Below are 20104 nucleotides of genomic sequence, written 5' to 3' on the forward strand. Positions count from 1 at the left end.
CGCCCATGGGCGCCCTGTCGATGGCTCAGTTGTCGTAGCCCAGGTTGGGCGCCAGCCAGCGCTCGCTGACCGTCTGCTCCTGGCCCTTGCGCTTGCTGTACTGCTCGATCTGGTCGCGCTCGACCTTGCCGACGGCGAAGTACTGCGCCTCGGGGTGGGCGAAGTACCAGCCGGACACGGCGGCAGCCGGGAACATGGCGAAGTGCTCGGTGAGGAACACGCCGCTCTGGCCGGGCTTGCCGAAGTCGGCGGTCGGGTCCAGCAGGCGGAACAGGGTGGCTTTCTCGGTGTGGTCCGGGCAGGCCGGGTAGCCGGGGGCGGGGCGGATGCCCTTGTACTGCTCCTTGATCAGGGCTTCGTTGTCCAGCTGCTCATCGGCTGCGTAGCCCCAGTACTCCTTGCGCACGCGCTCGTGCAGCCATTCGGCGCAGGCCTCGGCCAGGCGGTCGGCCAGGGCCTTGACCATGATGGCGCTGTAGTCGTCGCCCTTGGCTTCGTACTGCTTGGCCAGCTCCTCGGCGCCGATGCCGGCGGTGGTGATGAAGCCGCCGACGTAGTCGGTGACGCCGCTTTCCTTCGGTGCGACGAAGTCGGCCAGGCTGAGGTTCGGCTTGCCATCGGGCTTGATGGTCTGCTGGCGCAGGTGGTGCAGGACGGCCAGCGGCTTGCCCTGCTCGTCGCGCACTTCGATGTCGTCGTGGTTGACCTGGCTGGCGGGCCAGAAGCCGAACACCGCGCGGGCCTTGATCAGTTTCTGCTCGATGAGCGACTTCAGCATGGCCTGGGCGTCGGCGAACAGCGCGGTGGCGGCTTCGCCCACCACTTCGTCGGTGAGGATGCGCGGGTACTTGCCGGCCAGGTCCCAGGAGATGAAGAAGGGCGTCCAGTCGATGTACTCGGCCAGCACCGCCAGGTCGATGTCTTCCAGCACGCGCACGCCGGTGAAGCTGGGCTTGGGCGCGCGGTAGCCGGTCCAGTCGAAGGCCGGTTTGTTGGCGATGGCGTCGGCATAGGCCAGGCGCTCGGTGCGGGCGGCGCGGTTGGCGGTGCGTTCGCGGACTTCGGCGTAGTCGACGCGGGTCTTCTCGACGAACTCGGGCTTGAGTTCCTTGGACAGCAGGCTGGTGGCCACGCCCACGGCGCGGGAGGCGTCGGTGACGTAGACCACGGCGTCGTTGCTGTACTGCGGCTCGATCTTCACCGCCGTGTGGGCCTTGGAGGTGGTGGCACCGCCGATCATCAGCGGCAACTGGAAGCCCTGGCGCTGCATCTCGCGGGCGACGTGGACCATCTCGTCCAGGGAGGGGGTGATCAGCCCGGAGAGGCCGATGATGTCGCACTTCTCCTCGCGGGCGACCTGGAGGATCTTCTCCGCCGGCACCATCACGCCGAGGTCGACGATGTCATAGCCGTTGCAGCCAAGCACGACGCCGACGATGTTCTTGCCGATGTCGTGGACGTCGCCCTTGACCGTGGCCATGAGGATCTTGCCCTTGGCCTCGGGCTTGTCGCCCTTTTCCTCTTCGATGAAGGGGATCAGGTGGGCCACGGCCTGCTTCATCACGCGGGCGGACTTGACCACCTGGGGCAGGAACATCTTGCCGGCGCCGAACAGGTCGCCGACCACGTTCATGCCGGCCATCAGCGGGCCTTCGATGACTTCGATGGGGCGCGCGCACTGCTGGCGGCACTCCTCGGTGTCTTCGACGATGAAGGCGGTGATGCCCTTGACCAGGGCGTGCTCCAGGCGCTTGGTCACCGGGTAGCTGCGCCATTCCTCGTCTTCGGCTTCCTTTACGGCGCCGCCGCCCCGGTAGTTTTCGGCGATGGCCAGCAGCGCCTCGGTGCTGCCTTCGTGGCGGTTGAGCACCACGTCCTCGACCTTCTCGCGCAGCTCGGCGGGGATCTCGTCGTAGATCTCCAGCTGGCCGGCGTTGACGATGCCCATGGTCAGGCCGTTGCGGATGGCGTGGTAGAGGAAGACCGAGTGGATGGCTTCGCGCACCGGGTTGTTGCCGCGGAACGAGAACGAGACGTTGGAGACGCCGCCGGAGGAGAGCGCATGGGGCAGCTCGTCGCGGATGTAGGCGCAGGCCTCGATGAAGTCGACGGCGTAGTTGTTGTGCTCTTCGATGCCGGTGGCGACGGCGAAGATGTTCGGGTCGAAGATGATGTCTTCCGGCGGGAAGCCCACTTCATTGACCAGGATGTCGTAGCTGCGCTTGCAGATTTCCTTCTTGCGCGCGGCGGTGTCGGCCTGGCCGACCTCGTCGAAGGCCATCACCACCACGGCGGCGCCGTAGCGCTTGCACAGGCGGGCGTGCTGCTTGAACTGCTCGACGCCTTCCTTCATGGAGATGGAGTTGACGATGCCCTTGCCCTGGATGCACTTGAGGCCGGCTTCGATCACCTCCCACTTGGAGGAGTCGATCATGATCGGCACGCGGGAGATATCGGGCTCGCCGGCGATCAGGTTGAGGAAGGTGACCATGGCCGCCTTCGAGTCGAGCATGCCCTCGTCCATGTTGATGTCGATCACCTGGGCGCCGGCTTCCACCTGCTGCAGGGCGACTTCGAGGGCTTCGGTGTAGTTCTCCTCGCGGATCAGGCGGGCGAACTTGGCGCTGCCGGTGATGTTGGTGCGCTCGCCGACGTTCACGAACAGCGAGTTGCGATCGATGGTGAAGGGCTCCAGGCCCGACAGGCGGCAGGCCTTGGGAATGTCCGGCAGGGCGCGGGGCTTGTGCTTGGCCACGGCCTCGGCGATGGCCTGGATGTGCGGCGGGGTGGTGCCGCAGCAGCCGCCGACGATGTTCAGCAGGCCACTGGCGGCGAACTCTTCCACCACGGCGGCCATTTCCGCCGGGGTCTCGTCGTATTCGCCGAAGGCGTTGGGCAGGCCGGCGTTGGGGTGGGCGGAGACGTGGGTCTCGGCCTTGGCCGCCAGCTCCGCCAGGTAGGGGCGCAGCTCCTTGGCGCCGAGGGCGCAGTTCAGGCCCACGGAGATCGGCCTGGCGTGGCGCACCGAGTTCCAGAACGCTTCGGTGGTCTGCCCGGAGAGGGTGCGGCCGGAGGCGTCGGTGATGGTGCCGGAGATCATGATCGGCAGTTCGACGCCGTCCTCCTCGAACACCTGCTGCACGGCGAAGATCGCCGCCTTGGCGTTGAGGGTGTCGAAGATGGTCTCGATCAGGATCAGGTCGGCACCGCCTTCGATCAGGCCACGGGTCGCCTCGGTGTAGTTCTCCACCAGCTCGTCGAAGGTGACGTTGCGGTAGCCGGGGTTGTTCACGTCCGGGGAGATGGAGCATGTGCGGCTGGTGGGGCCGAGGACGCCGGCGACGAAGCGCGGGCGGTCCGGGGTTTCCAGGGTCTTGGCATCGGCCACCTGGCGGGCCACGCGGGCGCCGGCGACGTTCAGCTCGTACACCAGCGCTTCCATACCGTAGTCGGCCTGGGACACGCGGGTGGCGTTGAAGGTGTTGGTTTCCAGGATGTCGGCGCCGGCATCCAGGTAGGCGCGCTCGATCTCGGCGATCACTTGCGGCTGGCTCAGCAGCAGCAGGTCGTTGTTGCCCTTCACGTCGCTGGGCCAGTCGGCGAAGCGCGCGCCGCGGTAGTCCTCCTCCTGCAGCTTGTAGCTCTGGATCATGGTGCCCATGCCGCCATCGAGGATCAGGATGCGTTCCTTGAGGGCTTGCTGGAGGGCGTTGAGGCGTGCGCCACGATCGGTGAGCGTGCTGGACATGAGGGACCTGTCTGGCTGGGCGGAAAAAGGGCGCCGATCATAACAAAGATGAAGGGTTTACGGCCTGTGCTGCCTGGAACATGAATGTGGCTCATGTTCGCGCCGGGCTGTGTACGGGCGACTGGCGAGGTGTGCGGGGTACAGCGGGGGACGGCCGGAAACGGCCCGGAAGGCGGGCGCCGTGGATGAGGGGGGATCATCCACGGCGTGGCGGGCTTACTTGGCGCAGCTGACGGTTTCGTACACGAAGTACTTCACCAGGTCGCGGTCGGTGCGGTTCCACACCTCGCCGACCGAACGCACGCCCTGGCTCTGGCCCACCGGGCCGGCGATGCTGCCGCACCAGCAGCGCGGGTAGGTGCCGCGGTACAGGGTGCCGCCGATGACCACGGCGACGTGGCCGTTGTTGCGCGCGGGGTTGTGGTCGCTGCCTTTCAGGCCGGCGATCACGAACCAGCCCTGGGAGGCCTTCTGCGCGGCTTCCGCGCCGCTCTTCAGTTCCTTCCAGCCGCTGGCCTGGGGCAGGCCGGACATGATGGCGTCGGCATTGCCGGCGGGGATCGGCACGTTGAGGGCGGCGGCAACCGACTGGAGGAAGCCGGAGCAGTTGTTCTTGTTCTTGGTGCCGGCGATGAAGCTTTCATCCCAGGCGGCCGTGCAGGCGTTGACGATGCAGGTATCGAGGCTCATTGACGTTCCCTATCAGGGTTTGCAGAACGGTTGGACGGGTTGGCGCGCCTGTTTCTTGCAGCTGCCGAGCGAGTCGCCGTCGCACTGGCTGCCCAGCACCAGCTGCTCGCCCACCACGGCGGCGCGCTTGCCGGAGACGTCCAGGCGGTGGACGGCCTTGCAGGTGGCGGTGTCGTAGGCCACCAGCTCGCTGTTTGAGCCGCTGTACTCGAAGGTCACCAGGCGCTTCTCGTCACGGCTCAGGTACAGGGGTTCACGGGCCCAGATGCCACCGTCCTCGATGTTGCAGCCCTTGCCGCTGGCGGTGTCGCGCAGCACCACGGGGGGCTCGGGGAAGGCATCCGGCTCTTTGATCTCGGGGTTCTCGTTGGTGAAGCTGACCTCCAGGTGCTGGCCCTTGCCGACGAAGACGTTCGGCGCTGCGGCGCTGGCACTGAGGGGGAGCGGCGCGAAACCGCAATCGGCGGCCTGGGTGCAGGCACAGAGGAACAGGGCGGCAAGGCCACCGGCGAGGGCTTTCATGACGATCTCCTGTGGAGCATGCGATGGGGTGGCGACCCTCGGGGTGCGGCCGGGTGGCGAGCGGGCGTGGTGCCCGTCGACGTCCCTGTGGCTGCGCCGACTGTCCCTGATGGTCCGGCGTGGCGCGAAGGATACGCCTGACGCCGTGTACGGAAAATGACGCGGTTCACGGATGCGACGGCCTGCGGGGTGCCGCTTGACGGTGTGTCAACCGGCGCCATGCGGGCCTGACAACTCCGGGACTGCCTCGCTCCGCTTGGCGCGGAATACTGGGCCCGTTCTTCCAACAAACCAGGGAAACGGGAGCCTCACATGGACCTGCGCAACGAGCTGATCCGCCAATTGCTGGTGATCGTCAACGCTGATTTCGACTACGTTTCGGACCGCATGCCGTCCCGCCGCCTGCACGAGGCGGAGCTGGTCGGCCTCGAGGCCGAGGACCTGCCCACCTCGCTTCGGCCCTGGTGCGCCGTGGATTTCGCCGACCTGGCCAGCAAGGGGCGGGATTGCACCCTCAGCTCCTGCCGGCTGGCTCGCGCGGACGACGGCCAGGTGTCGATGCTGGTGGACTTCTACCAGCGGGCCTACCTCAGCAACCCCGGTGCAGCGGAGGCGGCCAGCTACCGTGGCACCCGCATCGTGCGGATGATCGAGGAGCGGGTGGCGCAGGATCTGGAGCTGATCGCCGCGCTGGCCGATGGCGGTGAGATCGTCCTCGCCAACCCGACCTTCGAAGGCACCGAGTATTTCGGCCTGGCCGGCCATCCGGCGTTGGCCAAGCTGGTCTGGAACAACCTGGTGCGGACCTACACCAGCCTGGGCATGGGCTACATCAACCCGCCGCTGACGGACGAAGAGCGCCTGGCGTGCTCGATTATCGACATGGATCACGAAAGCCTTTTCCTGCTCTTCACAAGGCGGGCGCTGGTACTGCAGATTGATGCTGGCACCTCGCTATTGCTTCATGCACTGGACGACAAGGTGCTGCAGGATGTGCGGGACATCCTGCCCGAGGCCCTCGGCCTCTGTGCTTTCTCTCTGCAATGACCCCCTCAGGTGGCCACGGGGCCGCCGACTCGAACAAGGACGCCAACGGATGGAACACGCAAGAAAAGTGATGGAGATGGCTGGATTCTTCGCCGGTCATGCAGTGCAGAGCGTTTCGGACGGGGAGATGCTCATCCCCATCGTCGGTTACCTCGGGGTGGACCAGAGCTCGCGGATGGTGCGCCTGGCCATGGGCAGCTCGGCAGAGGCCATGCAGGCCGGCGAGGCCCGTATCAGCGAGTTGGACGGCGACACCCTGGGCGCGGTGTTCATCCGCGACGGCATGGTGACCCTGCCCACGGGCAAGACCGATTGCCTGATCGCCGATGTGCGCTTCGCCTCCGACCGTGGGCGGCGCTTCCAGTGGTTGCTGCCTTACCGCAATGCCAACCACGCCTCGGGCTTCGCCGTGCACAAACCCAAGGTCCTGGAGGAGGCGGGCTTTTCCGCAGATGAGATCAAGACACTGGGCCAGGTGTTCTTCAGCGGCATGGAGCGTCACGAACAGGGCTGGGCGCTGTGGAATGCCCACTACGTCGAACAGGCTGGCGAGAGCTCCGGGTCTGCGGGACAGGAAAATACCGACTTCAGTGCCGAGGAATTCCATGCCCTGCGCCGTTCACCGGTGCTGGTGTTCCTGCTGGTGGCGGCCTCCGACGGCAAGTTCGACAAGAAGGAGGTGGAGGCCTTCATGAAGCAACTGGTGACCCTGGCCGGTTCGGGCAGCCCGCTGTTCTCGCGGGTGGCCACCAACGTCGTCGGCAACGCCCCAACCCTGTTGCAGGAACTGGTGAGCACGTCGATGGACTACTCGGCGGAGTTGGTGCGCGTCCGCGAGATCCTCCAGGCCCGCGTCGCGGCTGACGATGCGCGGATCTACTGCGAGACCCTGGTGGCGCTGGGCAAGGCTGTGGCCGCGTCCTCCGGCGGTTTCCTTGGTTTCGGCAGCAAGATCAGCAAGCAGGAAAAGGCGGCTCTCGAGCACATCGCCCTCAACCTGGGTGTCAGCTACAGCTGAGCCTGAGCGCAGGGGGTGGGTCCGCCCCCTGCCATCCCCTTGGCTTTCTCTGGCCCGCCCTTTGGCGGGCCTTTTCCTGCTCCGCCCTGTGGGGCGTTTCACCTGGATTGACCGATGCATAACCCGTTGTTTTCCCAGCTGCTCACCCTCTACATGCGGCGCATCCGCGCCAGCGCGGCCGGTGTCGCCACCGAAATCGGCCTCAGCCGCGAGGCGGTCAACAACTGGCGCAACGGGTTGTCCCTGCCCAACCCGAAGTTCCGTGATCGCTTGCTGGCGTGTGCGCGCTACCTGCGCCTGACCGAGGCCGAGACCAACCGCCTGTTCGAGGCGGCGGGTTTCGAGCTGGAGTTTCCCCTGCAGCAGGAGGCAGCGGGGGGCGGCCCCTTCGCCGGTTTCATCGAGGGGCTTTTCGAGCGGCTGGGACGCCTGGCGCCGTTCCCCATCCTCATGCTCCTGTCCCAGGCCCACTGGGGGCAGCCGCCGTTCCGCCAGGCCCTGCTGGCACGGGCGCGGGCCCTGTACGGCGAGGCGGCGGTGTTGCACGTGCAGCCGCCATTCAGCACCAGCACCGCCAGCGCCGACTATTTCGCAGCCATCGGCCGGCAGTGCGGGTTTGCCGATGTGGGCTCCGACTATGAATTCGAGGCCGCGCTGGAGCGCCGCCTGCTCGATGGCGAGCGGCTGTTCTGCCTGGTCAGCCGTTTCGAGCAGGGCACCGAGACCCAGCGCGAGACCCTCGCTGGCATCCTGCGCAGCCTCAGCGAGATGCATGGCGGCCAGTTGCACCTGCTGCTCTGCGGTGGCGAGGCCCTGGCGGACCTGAAGTACCGCAGCGGCGACCTGTCGTTGCTCAACATCGCCCAGGTGGTGCACTGGCCGGAGCTGGGCCACGGCGACCTGGATGCGCTGGCGCAACAGCGTTGGCCGGGCCGCGCCTTCGATCCGGCGGCGCTGGGCGTGCTGCTGCAGGTGACGGGCGGGCACCCGGCCTTGGTGGAGGAGGGGCTGCAGGCCCTGGTCGACCAGGCGCTGGAGCCCTCGCCTGAATCCCTGCACCGGCAACTGCTGGGTAGCGAGCGGCTCTGGCAGGCCTTTGTACCGCTGGTGGAGGACGCCGTGGCGAGGGCTCGCATGCAGGAGCGTTTGCAGGCCGATGACCTGGGGCGGGCCCATCCTTACCTGACGGATGCCGAGTTGCGGCGGCTGTTCTGGAGCAACCTGATCACGGCCCGGGAGACCGAGGCAGGGGCTCGCCTGTGCTGGCGCTCCAGCGTGATTCGCGAGGCCGGGCTGAAGGTGATCGACGCATGTTCCGGTCGCTGATCCGCCGCCCGGGCGCTGCCCGGTTGCTGCTGGTGGCCTTCGCCACGCTGTTCGTGGGCAGCCTGGTGCTGACGCCCCACCTCAACCCGTTCAGCCGGGGCCGTGTGCTGGCGATCACCGCCATGGACCGGGTCTGGGGCGATGTGATGAATCTGCGCCTCAAGCTGATGGACGTCCAGCAGATCGAAGGGGGCTGGCCGGCGGACATCACGCCCTACCTGCCCCCGGCGGATCGCAGCAGCGTCCGCATCGAGTCGCCTGCGCCCTATCGCCTGGTGGTGACAGTGGTGGACCAGGACGAGATGGGCTCCCTGGCGGGCACGCAGATGATCCTCGACTTCGACCGGCAGATGAACACGTCCAGTTGCCGACCGGGCAGCCCGCCATTCCCCCAGGGCTATCTGCCCTTGAACTGCCAGGAGGCGGACAAGGCTCGCGTCCCCATCATCGATACCCTGCATGCGGTGGTGATCGCTTGCGGTGTGCTGTTCGCTGTCGCGACGCTGTTGTTGCTGCTCCGCCACCCGCTGTTGATGCCGGTGCAGATGCGGCCGTCCCGCCTGCTGCGTTTGCCGGTGGGGCAACTGGTTCGGCTGGATCGCCTGCTGGGCCTGCTGGGGCGCCGTGAGTCGACCTTGATGGCGGCCGGAACCAATGTCGGGCGCTGGCGCCAGGCCCTGACCTATGCGCGGGGCACGGCCTCGCAGCGCCTGGGTGCCCTGGCCTTGCGCCTTGGGGCGGAGTACCGGCCGAGCAGCGGCTGGAGCCTCCCGGGGGTGATGGGGGAGTGGCTGTTCAAGGGCGAGTTGCCGGTGTCCATGGACCGCTGCCTGGTCTACTTGCCGGAGCCGGGGCTGGCCGACGAGTTGCTGCTGCAGCACCTGCGCGCCCAGCAGACCGGGCTCGACGTGATGCTGGTGGTGCGCGAGGAGGCGGGCGAAGCCCTGCGGGACCATTGTGCCGATCCCGCCAACCTGCTGGTGCTGGTGGACGGGGCGGCCCAGACCGAGCTGTTGCTGGCGGCGCGGCCCATCGAGGGGCTGCTGCGCCTGCTGGCGGCCCAGCTGCGGGTGACGCGCATCTCGCCCTACCAGACCCGTGGAGGCGTGGTGCGCCCGGGCTCGTTCTTCGGTCGGGCGCAGATGCTGGCCCGCGTGCTTAACCGGGAGCCGTCCAATTACCTGGTGGTGGGCGGCCGGCAGCTGGGCAAGAGCAGCCTGCTGAAGGCCGTGCAGCGCCGCTTGCAGGACCATCCTCACCTGGCCTGCCACTACGTTTCGTTGCGTGATCACCGCCTGGCGCCGCGCCTGGCGCTGCAGTTCGGTTTGCCTGCCGAAACGGCGCTGGAGCAGGTGGTGGAGCACCTGGCTGCGCAGTGCGTGGGCAAGCGGCTGTTCCTGCTGATCGACGAGGCGGACCTGTTCTTCCGGGACGAGGCCCAGCACGGGTATGGGCAGCTTTCCACCCTGCGGGCGCTGAGCGAGGAGGGGCGCTGCTGGTTCATGCTCGCCGGCTTCTGGGACCTCTACGCCACGGCCGTGCTGGACTACCAGTCGCCCCTGCGCAACTTCGGCGAGGTGCTGACGGTGGGCGCGCTGGAAGTGGAGGCGTGCCGGGAACTGGCTCGGGTGCCGCTGGAGCTGCTACGGCTGGGGTTTGCCAACGATTCGCTCATCGAGGACCTGGTGGAGGCCAGTGGGCGCCGGGCCAACCTGGTGGCGATTCTCTGCCAGGAATGCCTGGAAGGCTTGCAGCCGGGTGAGCGGGCCATCGAACGCCGGCACCTGCAGGCGGCGATCTCTTCCCAGGCCGTGCGCGACGCCTTGGCCGGCTGGGGTCGGCTCAGCCACGACGAGCGTGCCTGCCGGCTGGACCGGATCCTGGTCTACCAGGTTGCCTGCAACGGTGCGGTTCGCCTGGCGGACCTGGTGGAACGCTTCCGTGGGCGCGGTGTTCGGGTCGAGGCGGACGAGTTGCAGCGTTCGCTTTCGCGCCTGTTGCTGGCCTATGTGCTGCAGCGGGAGGCAGGGGCTTATGGTTTCGCTGTCCCGCTCCTGGCTCATCAGTTCGATGTGGCGGAAACCCGTGTGCTGCTGGAGCAGGAGTTCGAGGCATTGGCGCTGCAACCTGTCTGACCGGGCCTTTGTCACTGCGCGACGGAGGCGGGGCCGGTAGAATCCCCGCCTTCCGTTTCGCTTCGTTCAAGGATGAGGTCATGCGCCATCGCCTGTTGTCGTTCGTGTTCCTGCTCTGCGCAGGCTCTGGGGTGCAGGCTGCATCGGTGTCCTACACCCGTGATGTGCAGCCGATCTTCGAGAAGAAGTGCGTGGCCTGCCATGCCTGCTATGACTCGCCCTGCCAGTTGAACCTGGGCAGTGCCGAGGGTGCCGCCCGTGGGGCCACCAAGCAGCCGGTCTATGACGGCACGCGGACCCAGGCCCAGGCCACCACGCGGCTGTACTTCGATGCCCACAGCGAGGCGGCCTGGCGGCAGAAGGATTTCTATTCGGTGCTCAACGGCCAGGGACCCCAGGCTGCCCTGATGGCGCGCATGCTGGAGCTGGGCCACAGCAACCCGCCGACGCCCAATGCGAAGCTGCCGGAGGACCTGGACATCGGCATCAACCGGCAGAACCAGTGCCCGACGCCTGCCGAGTTCGATGACTACGCGCGGCGCTACGCCCATGCCGGCATGCCCTTCGCGGTGACCGGGCTGGACGCGCAGGAGTACCAGACCCTCCAGCGCTGGCTGGGTGCCGGGGCGCCGGTGGAGGAGCAGGCACCGCTGCCGACGCCGAGCGAGGCGGCCCAGGTGGCACAGTGGGAGGCGCTGCTCAACGCGCCCGGTGCCCGTGAGGTGCTGGTGGGGCGCTGGTTGTTCGAGCACCTGTTCCTGGCGCACCTGTACTTCGACGGTGGGCGCAGCGGCCACTTCTTCCAGTTGGTGCGCTCGCGCACGCCCAGTGGCCAGCCCATCGACCCCATCGCCACCCGCCGGCCGAACGATGACCCGGGCACCACCTTCTACTACCGGATGTGGCCGATCCAGGGGGCCATCGTCCACAAGACCCACATCACCTACCCGCTGAGCGCGGAGAAGATGAGGCGGGTCCGCGAGCTGTTCTTCTCCAGCAACTGGAACACCGACAAGGTGCCGGGCTACGGGGCTCAGCGCCGGGCCAATCCGTTCGAGACCTTCGAGGCCATCCCGGCCCGGGCCCGCTACCAGTTCATGCTGGACAACGCGGAGTACTTCGTTCGCACCTTCATCCGCGGGCCGGTATGCCGCGGGCAGATCGCCACGGACGTGATCCGCGACAACTTCTGGGCGATGTTCCAGGATCCGGCGCACGACCTGTACGTCACCGATGCCGCCTACCGTGGCCAGGCCACGCCGCTGCTGGCGATGCCGGGGCAGTTCGACGACATCGGCAACCTGCTGGGGCTGTGGCTGAGCTACCGGGACAAGCGCAACGCCTACGAGAAGCTGCGCCAGGAAGCCTATGCGGCGGCTCCGGCGCCCACCTGGAGCACCCTCTGGGCGGGCAATGACAATGCGCTGCTGTCGATCTACCGGCAGTTCGACAGCGCATCGGTGCGCAAGGGGCTGATCGGTCAGGTGCCGCAGACGATGTGGTTGTTGGACTACCCGTTGCTGGAGCGCACCTACTACCAGCTGGTGGTGAATTTCGACGTGTTCGGCAACGTGTCCCACCAGGCGCAGACCCGGCTCTATTTCGACCTGATCCGCAATGGCGCGGAGGTGAATTTCCTGCGCCTGATGCCGGCGGCATCGCGGGATGGGTTGCTGGATGACTGGTACCAGAACAGCGGCAAATTGAAGATGTGGCTGGATTACGAGGCCATCGACAACGACACCCCGACCGGGCTGTTCCTGCCGGTGGAGGGGGCCAAGGGGGCTTTTGCCGCCGAGCTGGTCAAGCGCTTCGAGGGGCTCAATGCCCGGCCGGATCCGATCAACCGCTGCACGGCGAATTGCTACCGCCCGGGCATCGACCCGGCGTTGCAGGACGCCGAGCAGGCGCTGAGCCAGTTGGTCAGTCGCCCGGCGGCAGGGCTGCGGGTGATCGAGCAGTTGCCCGAGGCGACCTTGCTGAGGGTGGAGCTGCCCAATGGCAAGCGCGAGGTCTACAGCGTGCTGCGCAACCGCGCCCACAGCAACGTGGCCTTCATGATGGGCGAGGAGCTCCGCTACCAGCCCGGCCTGGACACCCTGACCATCTACCCGGGGGTACTCACCAGCTACCCGAACTTCATCTTCGCTTTGCGCGCCGACGAGGTGCCGGACTTCGTCACTGCCCTGGGGCGGGTGAAGGACACGGCAGCCTTCGACAAGATGGTGGAGCGCTGGGGCATCCGCCGTAGTCACCCGCAGTTCTGGTTCTACTTCCACGACCTGTCGGCCTACATCCGCGAGACCGAGCCGGTGGAGGCGGGCGTGCTGGACATGAACCGCTACCAGAACCTCTGAGGCGCGCTGCAGCGCTCTTTCCACCGGGAAGAGCGCTGTCTGGAGCCCGGGCTGAGCTAATCGGGAATAATTCCTACTAAATTACTGGGACTTTATCCGTCGGACCGGATTGGCGTACACTGCGCGCCATGTTCGCGAGGAGTTGCCATGAGCGCCATCACCATTACCCAGGCAGCCCAGGATTACCTGGCTGACCTGCTGTCGAAGCAGAACACCCCCGGCATCGGTATCCGCATCTTCATCACCCAGCCCGGCACCCAGTACGCCGAGACGTGCATCGCCTACTGCAAGCCCAGCGAGCAGAAGCCCGAGGACACGCCCCTGGCTCTGGCGTCCTTCACGGCGTGGATCGATGCCGTCAGTGAGCCCTTCCTCGAAGACGCGGTGGTGGACTACGCGACCGACCGCATGGGCGGCCAGCTGACCATCAAGGCGCCGAATGCCAAGGTGCCGATGGTCAACGAGGACAGCCCGCTCAACGAGCGCATCGACTACTACCTGCAGACCGAGATCAACCCCGGCCTGGCCAGCCACGGCGGCCAGGTGAGCCTGGTGGATGTGGTCGAGGAAGGCATCGCCGTGCTGCGTTTCGGCGGCGGCTGCCAGGGCTGCGGCATGGTCGACATGACGCTGAAGGACGGTGTCGAGAAGACCCTGATGGAGCGCATCCCCGAGCTCAAGGGCGTGCGTGACGTCACCGACCACAGCAACCGCGAGAACGCCTACTACTGAGGCGTTGCGCGAAGCAGAGAGAGGCAGCCTACGGGCTGCCTTTTTCGTTTTCGGAAGTGGGGGCGGTTGGCGTCGAGGCTGCTGGCTCGTCGGGCCCGGCGTGGTTGTCGCCAGCGGGTGAGACGGGGTGCGGGGCGATGGCCTGGTCGATGATGTCCAGGACACGCTGCAGGCCTTCGGGCATCAGTGTCTGGCGGGCGTGTACGTCTATGTTGTATTCGACGCCGTACTTGCGGCTTGTGTCGCTGCCTTTGACGTCAGGCGATGGCATCGCGACCGGCGTGTTGATCGTCCCCCAGACCGGCTGGCCCGAGGTTGGGCTGGACAGGTCGATTCCCGGGAGTGGGGGTTCGTGCGCCGATGCTTCTGCGGCGGTGGAGGCATCGTGCGGGTCGGGTATCGGCTTCGACATTGTGCTGGGCCTTGTGGTTGGGTTGGGCCGGTAGTGGGCAACTCTAGCCGTTGGCAGGGCGGCCGGCGAGCAAGGCGGCGGTGCTCAGTGCGCCTTGTGTGGGCGAACGCTGGCTGCCAGCAAGGCGATGACCAGCAGCGGCAGCATGCCGAGGTTCACGGCGGCCCAGCCCAGGCCGGTGATGAGGGCGCCGGAGGCGAAGGACGCGCAGGCTGCCACCAGGCTGTTGCTCAGCTCCATCAGGGCCTGGGCCTGGCCTCGCTCGGCGCTGTCGTGGCCTTCCGCAAGCAGGGTCGTGCCGGCGACCAGCATGAGGTTCCACCCCAGGCCGAGGCACATCGAGCTGACCAGGAAATGGCTGCGCGCCAGGCCTGCGAGGGCGGTGGCCGCGCTGATGGCCAGCAGCAGGATGCCGAGCCGTGCCACCTGGCGGCTGCCGAAGCGGTCCACCAGCGGGCCGGCGGCGAACGCCGGGAGGAACATGCCCAGGACGTGCCAGCGGATCACTTCCGAGCCTTCTTCGATCGACAGCCCGCACAGGCTCATGGCCAGGGGCGTGGCGTTCATCACCAGGATCATCAAGCCGTGCCCGATGGCGGTGGTGGCGATGGCTGCGCGCACGAGGGGGCGGGCCAGCAGTGCGCGTGTCGAGGCCCAGCCGGTTCGTGGGGCTGGGGGTGCATCGCCTTCACGCAGGCGATGAAGCAGCAGCAGGGCGAGCGCGGCCAGTGCCGCGATGGCGAGGTAGGCGCCGACGAAGGGTGTCGGCAGGGCGTTGCGCGACCACAGCGCCAGGCTGGGTGCCAGCAGGGCGGCGCAGATGCCGCCGCCGATCACGTAGGCGGTGGCACGGCCCTTCTGCTCCGGCGGGACCGCCTCCTGGGCGGCGAAGCGGTAGTACATCGCCGAGGCCTGGTAGGCCCCGATGGGCAGGGCGCCCAGGCACAGCAGGCTGAAGTCGCCGAGCCAGACGCCCAGGGCGCTGGTCAGGCCGCCGAGGATGCCCCCGGCCGCTCCGAGCATCAGGCCCGGGCGGCGGCCGTGGCGTTGCATGAACACCGACAGCGGCTGCACGGCGAGCAGGTTGCCCAGCACCAGCAGTGCCAGCGGCAGCGTGGCGAGGGCGTTGGCCGGCGCGAGTTGGAGGCCGATCAGCGCGGTGAGGGTGATGCCGATCAGCGAGCAGCTCCAGTACAGCGCTTGGCAGGCGAACAGCAGGCGGATTCCGGGGTTGCTCAGCAGAAGGGGCATGCGATGGCCTACCAGTACTTGGGGTAGCGGGCCTCGCGGCTCGCGTTGTTGTAGAGCAGGGCGACGAAGACCAGGAGCAGCGCACCGCTGAGGGTGGGGTAGAGCAGGAAGTCCCAGCCGGGCTGCAGCAGAAAGATGATCACCGGGTTGGAGCCGGCCGGTGGGTGCACGGTGCGGGTCACCATCATCAGGGCGATGGCGCTGCCGACGGCAAGGGCAATGGCCCACCAGTGGGGCCCGCAGAGGGCCAGGAATACCAGGCCTACCAGGCTGCTGAGGACGTGGCCGAGCACCACGTTGCGTGGCTGCGAGAAGGGGACGTCGGGGAAGCCGAAGACCAGCACGCAGGAGGCACCGAAGGAGCCCAGCAGCAGGCTGAGGGTGAGTGCGTCGCCCAGGCCGGCGATGCCGGCAATGGCCAGCACGCCGCCGAACCAGGCGAGGATCACCTGGCGCGAAGCGGGACGAGGGGGCAGGGCGGCGGCGTCGCCCCGGAGCTTCTTGGCGAATTCGAGCATGGTGACTCCAGCTTAGGCGCGCTTCAGGCAGCCATTGGGGTGGTGGATGCGTTGGGTGGACGGTGGGTTGGCCGCCAGCTTCGCGTCGGGCCGTATGGGGCGGCTCACCAGTGTGCCGGCGCAGTTGGGGCAGCGCCGGTCCAGGTGGTCTTCGGCGCAGTCACGGCAGAAGGTGCATTCGAAGGAGCAGATCATGGCGTCGGTGGCGGCTGGCGGCAGGTCCTTGTCGCAGCACTCGCAGTTGGGGCGCAGTTCGAGCATCGCGGTTCTCCGGGTCAGGGGCGGCCGAAGCGCTCGGCGTATTCCTGGGGACTGATGGACAGGTGCTTGTGGAAGGTGCGGCGCAGGTTCTCGGGGTGACCGAAGCCGGTGAGGCGGGAGACGGTCGAGATGGAGGCCTGGGCGTCCTGCAACAGGTTGCGCGCGGCCTCCAGGCGCACCCGCTCGACGTACTGGCCGGGCCCCATGCCCAGCTCCTGGCTGAAGAGTCGGGAGAGGGTGCGCGGCGACAGGTTCGCCTGGCTGGCGAGGGTGTCGAGGCTGAGGTCTTCGCCTAGGTGGAGGGGGATCCATTCCAGCAGGGCGGCGAGGCGTGATGTGCGGTGCGGGTCCGGCGCCAGCAGCGGGCTGAACTGCGCCTGGCCGCCGGGGCGCCGCAGGAAGAGCACCAGGCGCCGGGCGACTGCCAGTGCGATGGAGCGGCCGAGGTCGGCCTCCACCAGGGCGAGGGCCAGGTCGATGCCGGCGGTGACCCCGGCCGAGGTGAAGACATGGGGATCGCCGTCGCGGCCACAGGCATCGTAGGTGTGCAGGCGGTCGCCCTGGACGTCCACGGCGGCATGGCAGCGCAGTGTGTCGACGTCGGACCAGTGGGTGGTGGCGGTCCGGCCGTCCAGCAGGCCGGCGGCCGCAAGAATGAGGGCGCCGGAGCAGATCGAGCCGAGGCGGCGGACCTTGGGTTCGGCATCACGCAGCCAGCCAAGGAGGGGCGCATGGCTGCGCAGCGGTTCAACGCCGAAACCGCCCGGGATGAGCAGGGTGTCGAGGGTTTCCGCCGGGCAGTTGCCGCAGGCCTGCTCCGCCAGCAGGGCAAAGCCGGCTGAGGTGCGCACCGGCCCAGCCTCCAGGCCGAGCAGGAGGATGCGGTAGGGCGCGGGCAGGCCCTGGCGCTCTCGCTCGACATTGGCGGACGCGAAGACCTGCAGAGGGCCGGTCACGTCGAGGCTCATCACATCGGGGAAAGCCAGGCAGGCGATGGTCAGTGGGGTGTCCATGGCGTTCGCTTCAAGGGGGACGCCATCAGTGTGGAGGTCGGAGGTCTTGGCGACAACGACAACAAGCCCACGGATCTTGCCAATCCGCTGCTTGGGAAAGAGGGGAGGAGGTGGAGGGGGATCAGGTCAGCGGCGAGCCGTGTGGACGGCTCGCCGGCGCAGTGGGCACAGCGCGGAAGAGGGTTACTCGGGCATCTTCCACGGGTCGAGGCGGTAGCCCTGGCGCGACAGCTCCTCGCGGGACTGCTTGAGGACGCTGGCCAGTTGGGCCGGGTCGGTGTAGGTGCTGGTGGTGAGTTTCGAGCGGCCCAGCAGGCGGGTGCTGGTGCGGTCGATCACGCTGATGCTGAGTTCACCGCTGCCATCCTGGGGAGCCCAGGCGACGCACTGGTAGGGTTGGAAGGCGCGGCCGGCGATGATCAAGGCTTCGTTGACGCGGAGCGGAGCGTTCATTGGGGGATTCTCTCCATATTGTGCCCAAGGGTTGACTTGGCCGCCGCCAATGTGGCTGGGCGGTGTCGTGGATATGGATGGCTGATTCCCCGCTATAAGTCACAGCGAGTCGCGCTTTGGAAACAATTTGTCGCCAGGATGAATGGTGGAGTGTGCACAGGTCGCATTTCTGTCATCTGCCGCTGGGGTGAGGTCCCATAAAACATGGGGTTCCGGTTGGGGCCGAGCGCTATCATGCGGGCCTCTTCCCGGTTGCTTACAAGGTGGTTTCCTTGCGCCGTTCCCGATTTGTTGCCTGTTCCCGCCAGGTCGTGACGGCCTGCCTCGTTCCATTCCTGCTGGTGGCCTGCGCGGGGCACGATCCCGCCGATGATCCGCGCGTGCGGGCACTGCCGATGGTGGTGGAGCTGAGCAGCGTGCCGTTCTTCCCCCAGCAGACTTATCAGAGTGCGCCGGCTTCCCTGGCTGCGCTGTTTGGCTTCCAGGGAGAAACGGTGACGCCGGGAATGGTGGAGAAGGCGTTGCAGTTGCCAGAGGCCGAGGCGTCACTTGCCCAGCGGATTCCTGTCGTCGCCCACCAGCATGGTCTGTTGGTGTACCCGCTCGATAAGCATCTGGAGGACCTGCTGGTCCAGGTGGCGGCCGGCAACCCGGTACTGGTGCATCTGCGCCAGGGCTATGGCTGGCTGCCGTCGTGGCGTTATGCGGTGCTGGTCGGATTCGACCGGGAGCGTGAGGTGGTGCTGTTGCGGTTGGCCGGTGATCGTCGGGCCCAGGTCGGGTTTGCCGAGTTCGCGGCAGACTGGGCCGCCGCTGGGCAGTGGGCCGTGCTGCTTCAGGCGCCCAATGTGCTACCGGTGGCGGCCGATATGGCTCGCTGGCGGGCGGCGGCGGATGCGCTGGCGGCTGCGGGCCAGGTGGATGCGGCGGACATGGCGAGGAAGCAGGTGCGCTGAATGTGCATCGTCCCAATGAAAACGGCGCCCTGTGGCGCCGTTTTCATTCAAGGATGGAGCATCAGAAGCCCAGCTTGTCGCGCAGGCTGTAGTACCAGGCGCCGAGGGCGCTGAACGGTACCTGGAACAGGTGGCCGCCCGGGAACGGGTAGTGCGGCAGGCTGGCGAAGGCGTCGAAACGCTCGGCCTGGCCGCGCAGTGCCTCTGCCAGCACCTTGCCGGCGAGGTGGGTGTAGGTGACACCGTGGCCGCTGCAGCCCTGGGAGTAGTAGATGTTGTCGCCAAGACGACCCACCTGGGGCAGGCGGGACAGGGTCAGCAGGAAGTTGCCGGTCCAGGCGAAGTCGATCTTCACGTTCTTCAGCTGCGGGAAGGTCTTGAGCATCTTCGGGCGGATGATGGCCTCGATGTTCGACGGATCGCGTGCACCGTAGACCACGCCACCGCCGTAGATCAGGCGGTTGTCGCCAGACAGGCGGAAGTAGTCCAGCAGGTAGTTGCAGTCTTCCACGCAGTAGTCCTGCGGCAGCAGGCTGCGGGCCATCTCGTCCGACAGCGGCTCGGTGGTGATCACCTGGGTGCCGCACGGCATCGACTTGGCCATCAGTTCCGGCAGCAGGTTGCCCAGGTAGGCGTTGCCGGCGACGACGACGAACTTGGCCTTTACCGACCCTTTGGGGGTGTAGACCACCGGGTTATCGCCACGCTCGACGCGGATGGCCGGGCTTTGCTCGTGGATCACGCCGCCCAAGGACTCCACTGCCGCCGCCTCGCCGAGGGCCAGGTTCAGCGGGTGGATGTGGCCGCCGCTCATGTCGAGCATGCCGCCAATGTAGTTCTCGCTCGCCACCACTTCGCGGATGCGCTTGCCATCCAGCAGTTCCAGCTGGGTGTGGCCGTAGCGCTCCCAGAGCTTCTTCTGGGATTCCAGGTGGCCCATCTGTTTGGAGGTAAAGGCGGCGAATACGCCACCGTCCTTCAGGTCGCACTTGATGTCGTACTTGGCGATGCGCTCGCGGATGATGCGTCCGCCTTCAAACGCCATCTGGCCGAGCAGTTGGGCCTGCTTGGGGCCGACGGTGCGTTCGATGACATCGATGTCACGGCTGTAGCTGTTGACGATCTGGCCGCCGTTGCGTCCCGATGCGCCGAAGCCGACCTTGGCCGCTTCCACGACGGTGACCTTGAAGCCGTTCTCCAGCAGGAAGAGGGCGGTGGAAAGGCCGGTATAGCCCGCGCCGATGATGCAGACGTCGGTCTGCGTCTCGCCTTCCAGTTCCGGACGGGCCGGAACCGGGTTGGCGGAGGCGGCGTAATAGGATTGAGGGTAGGGAGTGTGCGTCATCTTGAATCTCTGTTTTTTATTTTTTACGGATGGCGAGATGCTACCCGAGTTGAAAATAGCCGGCTAGCCTCCGTGCAAGATAATTGACGAGGGGCTGAACAGTAAAAGCTCCACTTTTTCAGTCAGTTAGCGAAAAAAGTTGTTGACACCAAAATTTAACCCCGTAGAATGCGCACCCATCGAAGGCACATAGCTCAGTTGGTTAGAGCACCACCTTGACATGGTGGGGGTCGTTGGTTCGAGTCCAATTGTGCCTACCAAATCAAGCCGAAAGGCTTAGCAGAAAGGGCGATCCGAAAGGATCGCCCTTTTTGTTTTTG

General features: G+C 66.8%; 17 protein-coding genes and 1 tRNA gene. 8 read left to right on the forward strand and 10 right to left on the reverse strand.

Annotated features, from left to right (window positions below):
- Window positions 1–25: 25 nt before the first annotated feature.
- The 3 genes from metH to SZ55_RS04065 form a co-directional block, all read right to left on the reverse strand.
- Window positions 26–3748: a methionine synthase gene (gene metH / locus SZ55_RS04055; RefSeq protein WP_044401726.1), complete on the reverse strand. Its 3723-nt coding sequence runs from the start codon at window positions 3746–3748 to the stop codon at window positions 26–28.
- A 216-nt stretch (window positions 3749–3964) separates the two neighbouring features.
- Window positions 3965–4438: a hypothetical protein gene (locus tag SZ55_RS04060; RefSeq protein ID WP_044401729.1), complete on the reverse strand. Its 474-nt coding sequence runs from the start codon at window positions 4436–4438 to the stop codon at window positions 3965–3967.
- A gap of 12 nt (window positions 4439–4450) precedes the next feature.
- Window positions 4451–4960, reverse strand: coding sequence for a hypothetical protein (locus SZ55_RS04065; protein WP_044401731.1), 510 nt, complete (start codon window positions 4958–4960; stop codon window positions 4451–4453).
- A 312-nt stretch (window positions 4961–5272) separates the two neighbouring features.
- Here SZ55_RS04065 and SZ55_RS04070 point away from each other — a divergent pair, with 312 nt between their 5' ends.
- The 6 genes from SZ55_RS04070 (at window position 5273) to nfuA (ending at window position 13575) form a co-directional block, all read left to right on the forward strand.
- Window positions 5273–6007, forward strand: a complete 735-nt coding sequence (locus tag SZ55_RS04070; RefSeq protein WP_044401734.1) for a hypothetical protein — start codon at window positions 5273–5275, stop codon at window positions 6005–6007.
- Between the two features lie 49 nt (window positions 6008–6056).
- On the forward strand, window positions 6057–7025 hold the full coding sequence (locus SZ55_RS04075) for a hypothetical protein (RefSeq protein ID WP_152644435.1): 969 nt from the start codon (window positions 6057–6059) through the stop codon (window positions 7023–7025).
- A 114-nt stretch (window positions 7026–7139) separates the two neighbouring features.
- Entirely contained in the window at window positions 7140–8351 is a 1212-nt protein-coding gene (locus tag SZ55_RS04080) for a hypothetical protein (RefSeq protein ID WP_044401738.1), read from the forward strand.
- Complete coding sequence (locus tag SZ55_RS04085) at window positions 8336–10486, forward strand: AAA family ATPase (protein ID WP_044401740.1); 2151 nt, start codon at window positions 8336–8338, stop codon at window positions 10484–10486. Before SZ55_RS04080 ends, SZ55_RS04085 begins: the two co-directional genes overlap by 16 nt.
- 80 nt (window positions 10487–10566) lie before the next feature.
- Window positions 10567–12843, forward strand: a complete 2277-nt coding sequence (locus tag SZ55_RS04090; RefSeq protein WP_044401742.1) for a fatty acid cis/trans isomerase — start codon at window positions 10567–10569, stop codon at window positions 12841–12843.
- 147 nt (window positions 12844–12990) lie between these two features.
- Complete coding sequence (gene nfuA / locus SZ55_RS04095; protein WP_044401745.1) at window positions 12991–13575, forward strand: Fe-S biogenesis protein NfuA; 585 nt, start codon at window positions 12991–12993, stop codon at window positions 13573–13575.
- Between the two features lie 28 nt (window positions 13576–13603).
- Here nfuA and SZ55_RS27870 read toward each other — a convergent pair whose 3' ends face one another.
- The 6 genes from SZ55_RS27870 to SZ55_RS04125 form a co-directional block, all read right to left on the reverse strand.
- Entirely contained in the window at window positions 13604–13987 is a 384-nt protein-coding gene (locus SZ55_RS27870; RefSeq protein WP_152644436.1) for a DUF2589 domain-containing protein, read from the reverse strand.
- 84 nt (window positions 13988–14071) lie between these two features.
- Window positions 14072–15238 carry an MFS transporter gene (locus SZ55_RS04105; protein WP_044401751.1) on the reverse strand — a complete coding sequence of 389 codons (1167 nt, stop codon included), beginning with the start codon at window positions 15236–15238 and terminating at the stop codon, window positions 14072–14074.
- 8 nt (window positions 15239–15246) lie between these two features.
- Window positions 15247–15756: an HPP family protein gene (locus SZ55_RS04110; RefSeq protein ID WP_044401754.1), complete on the reverse strand. Its 510-nt coding sequence runs from the start codon at window positions 15754–15756 to the stop codon at window positions 15247–15249.
- A gap of 12 nt (window positions 15757–15768) precedes the next feature.
- Window positions 15769–16017: a DUF1272 domain-containing protein gene (locus SZ55_RS04115; RefSeq protein ID WP_044401757.1), complete on the reverse strand. Its 249-nt coding sequence runs from the start codon at window positions 16015–16017 to the stop codon at window positions 15769–15771.
- 14 nt (window positions 16018–16031) lie between these two features.
- Window positions 16032–17030 (reverse strand): GlxA family transcriptional regulator, encoded by a 999-nt coding sequence (locus SZ55_RS04120; RefSeq protein WP_044401760.1) that lies wholly within the window; start codon window positions 17028–17030, stop codon window positions 16032–16034.
- A gap of 183 nt (window positions 17031–17213) precedes the next feature.
- Complete coding sequence (locus SZ55_RS04125) at window positions 17214–17483, reverse strand: hypothetical protein (RefSeq protein ID WP_044401762.1); 270 nt, start codon at window positions 17481–17483, stop codon at window positions 17214–17216.
- Window positions 17484–17755: 272 nt separating this feature from the next.
- Here SZ55_RS04125 and SZ55_RS04130 point away from each other — a divergent pair, with 272 nt between their 5' ends.
- Complete coding sequence (locus SZ55_RS04130) at window positions 17756–18439, forward strand: PA2778 family cysteine peptidase (RefSeq protein ID WP_236692386.1); 684 nt, start codon at window positions 17756–17758, stop codon at window positions 18437–18439.
- Window positions 18440–18500: 61 nt separating this feature from the next.
- Here the strand turns inward: SZ55_RS04130 and SZ55_RS04135 are convergent, their stop codons facing one another.
- Window positions 18501–19784, reverse strand: a complete 1284-nt coding sequence (locus SZ55_RS04135; protein WP_044401765.1) for an NAD(P)/FAD-dependent oxidoreductase — start codon at window positions 19782–19784, stop codon at window positions 18501–18503.
- 183 nt (window positions 19785–19967) lie between these two features.
- Here SZ55_RS04135 and SZ55_RS04140 point away from each other — a divergent pair.
- Window positions 19968–20044 (forward strand) — tRNA-Val (locus SZ55_RS04140).
- The last annotated feature ends 60 nt before the right edge of the window (window positions 20045–20104 follow it).

The organism is Pseudomonas sp. FeS53a, from assembly GCF_000931385.1.
In the GTDB taxonomy this organism is placed as follows: domain Bacteria; phylum Pseudomonadota; class Gammaproteobacteria; order Pseudomonadales; family Pseudomonadaceae; genus Metapseudomonas; species Metapseudomonas otitidis.